The sequence below is a fragment of the Albidovulum sp. genome (genome assembly GCF_049646345.1).
Classification (GTDB): Bacteria; Pseudomonadota; Alphaproteobacteria; order Rhodobacterales; family Rhodobacteraceae; genus Albidovulum.
The window spans coordinates 1-3,460 of sequence record NZ_JBARVQ010000617.1 but is presented as its reverse complement, the minus strand read 5'-3'; the positions used below and the strand labels follow the sequence as shown (position 1 = coordinate 3,460).

Annotated in this window: 3 protein-coding genes; all 3 read right to left on the bottom strand. The window is 58.8% G+C overall.

The features are described 5' to 3' along the window. A partial coding sequence (locus tag WBB85_RS16150) for a hypothetical protein (RefSeq protein ID WP_432639621.1) occupies positions 1-195 on the bottom strand: 195 nt, incomplete at its 3' end. A 13-nt stretch (positions 196-208) separates the two neighbouring features. Then, on the bottom strand, positions 209-1,504 hold the full coding sequence (locus tag WBB85_RS16145; protein WP_432639620.1) for a hypothetical protein: 1,296 nt from the start codon (positions 1,502-1,504) through the stop codon (positions 209-211). A gap of 10 nt (positions 1,505-1,514) precedes the next feature. Then, positions 1,515-3,460, bottom strand: a 1,946-nt coding sequence (locus WBB85_RS16140) for a hypothetical protein (protein ID WP_432639619.1), incomplete at its 5' end; no start/stop codon positions are given.

Here is a 3,460-nt window from a genome sequence, read left to right as displayed (position 1 = left end):
GTCCATTGGCAGCGCCCATCGCTGGACAATGCCTTCCCAGACCACCCCATAAAACACGCCGACGACAATGAACGCCAGAAGGCCGAAAAGCGGGAAAGCCGCCATAGTCGCGACAATCCCGATAGCCCAATGCCCGGCTTGGTTGCCCAGATAGCCCTCTGGGTCGTTCTTGAAGTTTCCCGGCGCGAAAATCATCAGGCCCACACGATTAACGCCAAGATGGCACGATAAATTTCGGTTGTAGCGCGGCTATTTCTGCTTCCGTCAGGCCGTGCGTTTTGTCCTCAACCCCGTCAATATTGACGATCCTGGCGCGGTTGCCTGAGTGTTGCAGCCCCGGCCCGCCCATCATGATTTGCGCCCGGTCCCCCGCCCGGTTCGGCGAAAAGAACAGGTTATCTGTGACCCTTGAATTCGAGAAAGACGCATTCCCCGGCGGCATGGCTTTCAGGCCAATATAGTGCGTCGTGTTGAGAATGTTCCCGGCAACGGTCAGCCCTTGGTAAATACCGTCAAAGACGCCAATCCCTTGCGTGTTGGAAACCGGCATGTTGCTGGTCTGGCTGTCCCGCCCGTCCTGATAGGTGGCGCGGATCGTCATGACGTTACCTGCGATCAGCCCGTTGTGCATTTCCGCCGTGATTGCAGCATTTTTCACCGTCCACAGTTGAATGAAGTCCGTGTGGGCGGCGGGGTCATATAGGTAGGTATCGGCAATGAAGTTGTCGGAAACGGCCATCCCAAACGATGTTTTGGTTGTGCCGATGAACCGGATGCAGTCGTAGCTATTTCCCAGAATTTGGTTGTTTATCAGCGCCGACAACTCACCTTCCAGATTGGCGCCCAAATGGGTCGCAAGCAGACGACTATTCATCAACATGCAATGGCGGCCTGCGATTTTTGCCCCCCATGCCTTTCTGGCCAGCCATTCTTGCTGGGTCCACTGACGATAGTTGTGCGCGTCGGGATGCGAACGGACTTCAAATCCGTCAAAAGTAATACCCTCGCAGGCAGTATCAGCAAGCAACAGCGGAACGTCGGGCGTCGTCACCTTCGGGCAGACATCGCCGTCAAAAAACGTGATCTTTCGGCTTCCCTTCAGGTGCAGATGATCGAACTTTGCCCCGGCGCATCGAACGGTAATGGGAACCATGGCGGCCACGGAAATATCCACCCCGCCCATATCGCCTTGCGCCACAACCTCGCCGCCGCTGGCAGCCTTGGCCTTGATCGCGGCGATAAGGTCAGGCCCGGTGGTAACGACATTCTGCCCAAGGATCGGCGGGGCTTGGACCGGCCCTGTTTCGGGCGCTGGCGGCGGGACCGGCACAGGCCCCGGCGCGGGATTGACCTCCTCGTCGTCAAAGACGAACTTGAGCGTGGACATATCGTCCATAGTTTTCCCGGTCATCACCTTGAAGATGGTCCCGCCACCCGAAACCTCGGTGATCCGTATTCCATCGGCAACACGGGAGCCGTTCGATTCATAGGTGACTTTTACCATCTTACGTTCCTCATGTTGTGTCGCCGCCCAGCTTCCATGGGTGCGCGTTCGCCGTTGCCGCAGGGCCGACGATCCGGCCATTGGTGCGAAGGTTGGTGTCGTTCGCCGGGTTTCCGCCGCCGCTGACATATTCGTTCCAGACCGCCAGCTCGTAGACATCCCCAATAAATGGTAGGTTGTCGAAAATTCCCGACAGGAACCGCAGTTTCTGCACCCCCGAAGCAAATCCTGCCGCCCGTCCGGTAAAGTTGCGTTGCGTCGCCACCCCGTTAAACGTGGTCCAGCACTCATTCGTATTCGCCAGATCAATGGAAAAGGTGAACTTGAATCGGTTGCCTGCCGTGATCGTATCGAGGATGAGATCGTTGAAGACGTTGGTGCCCGTCGTGTCGTACATAATCAACCGCAACTTGCCGTCATTCAGCACTTGGATCCGCAGGTTTGGCGTACCCTCGACCGAGAAGAGATAAGGACCGCCGCTGAAACCAGCGCCGATCGCCGCATCGACATAGATGGTGATCTGCTGCATCGCCGCTGGCAGGGCGACCAGATCCTTGAACCTTGTGGTTTGACCGGCCAACGTCGTGAACTTCGCGGCACCGGCAAGGGTATTGGCAAAGACGGACGGCGCGGGCCGTGGCCGCAATCCAACACCGTCAACCGTCGCTTCGCCCACGTCGACAATCGGCAGGTTCTTCCAGGTCGCGTTCAACATATCTTCGGGATATTGCTGCTGGCCTGTCGATCCGCCATCTCCATAGCTCAGCACGTCAGAGGAAACGAAACTGCCGCTGTTGGGCAGAATGCGAACCTTGCCCGCCACGATACTTGCGTTTTCGGCAGGGACCCCGTTGATGTAGAAGCCCATGACCTCGGACCAATGCGGGAAGGTCGTTCCCAGCGCCGCATCGCCGCGTGCCAGCCGGGTTGTGGTGATGTTGCCGGCGCTTGATCCAACCTCGACATAGGCCCCGGCGGCTTCCCATGTGCAACTATCGAACTCTGGCACGGTGAAGGCGGTAATTCCCAGCGCATCAAGCGCAGACAGCGCCACGTTGCGGGCCAGAAGGGCGGTGCCGTCCGGTCCCGTACCGCCGTGGGATTGATCCGTCCAGCCGCCGCTGCCGTCAGTGCGGCCATTCTCATAGACGATATGCTCGAAACTGTCGGGCAGGAACATGGTGGCGTTGGCGTTGCCCGTTGCCGCACGCCACGCATCACGAGCCGCGTCCATGTTGACCAAGAAGTTATTGAATGCCCCGCCCGTCTCTTGAAAGGCGTTCTGCATGTCGGCATTGATGTCGAAACGGTGCGGGCCGGATGAGACCCATTTGGTCTTGGCATAGTCATAAAGCTCGCCGAACCAGTGATCGGCGTTATAGCTGCCGCCGCCGTGGGTGATTGTGCCGGGAATGGTGACGTCGGCTCCGGCCAGGGTCTTCTTGCCAAAGAGCGGAAAGATCGCATCTGCATAGTTGGCGCCGAAGCCGCTGCCCGGCGAACCGAACCAAAGCCACATCGCCAGACCAACATGCGCGCCATCGGTAACGGCCAGATCGTGCAGCGCCTTGTCCGCCGCCCAGGACCGGGTTGCGTTGCCGTCATCAACCAATTCGTTCGGGCTGCTGCCGCCCTTGGTCTGAAAGATCACCGAGAACTTATGGCCCGGCGCTGCATCAATGAGGGTTTCGGCCATCGCCGCCAGTGCGGAACTGACCGGCGTCGCATCGCTGATGAAATGCCGCGTCGGGGTAGATGCCGCGCCCTTATAGACCTGTACCGCCTCTGCATCGCTGATCGTCGGTGCGGTGAATTGGCTGTAGAAAACATCAACGATATTTTCGTGCTGCGACTGCGCCCAAAGGGAAATGACATGGCCCGCGCCAAACTTGTTGGTCGTGACGTCTGTGACCGTCGTTTCGGTCTTGAGCCGCGCCTCGGCCCGCATCCAGGACG

Excerpts from the sequence above, each read along its gene's own strand:
- WBB85_RS16145 (WP_432639620.1), bottom strand. The coding sequence starts at position 1,504 with ATGGTAAAAGTCACCTATGAATCGAACGGCTCCCGTGTTGCCGATGGA.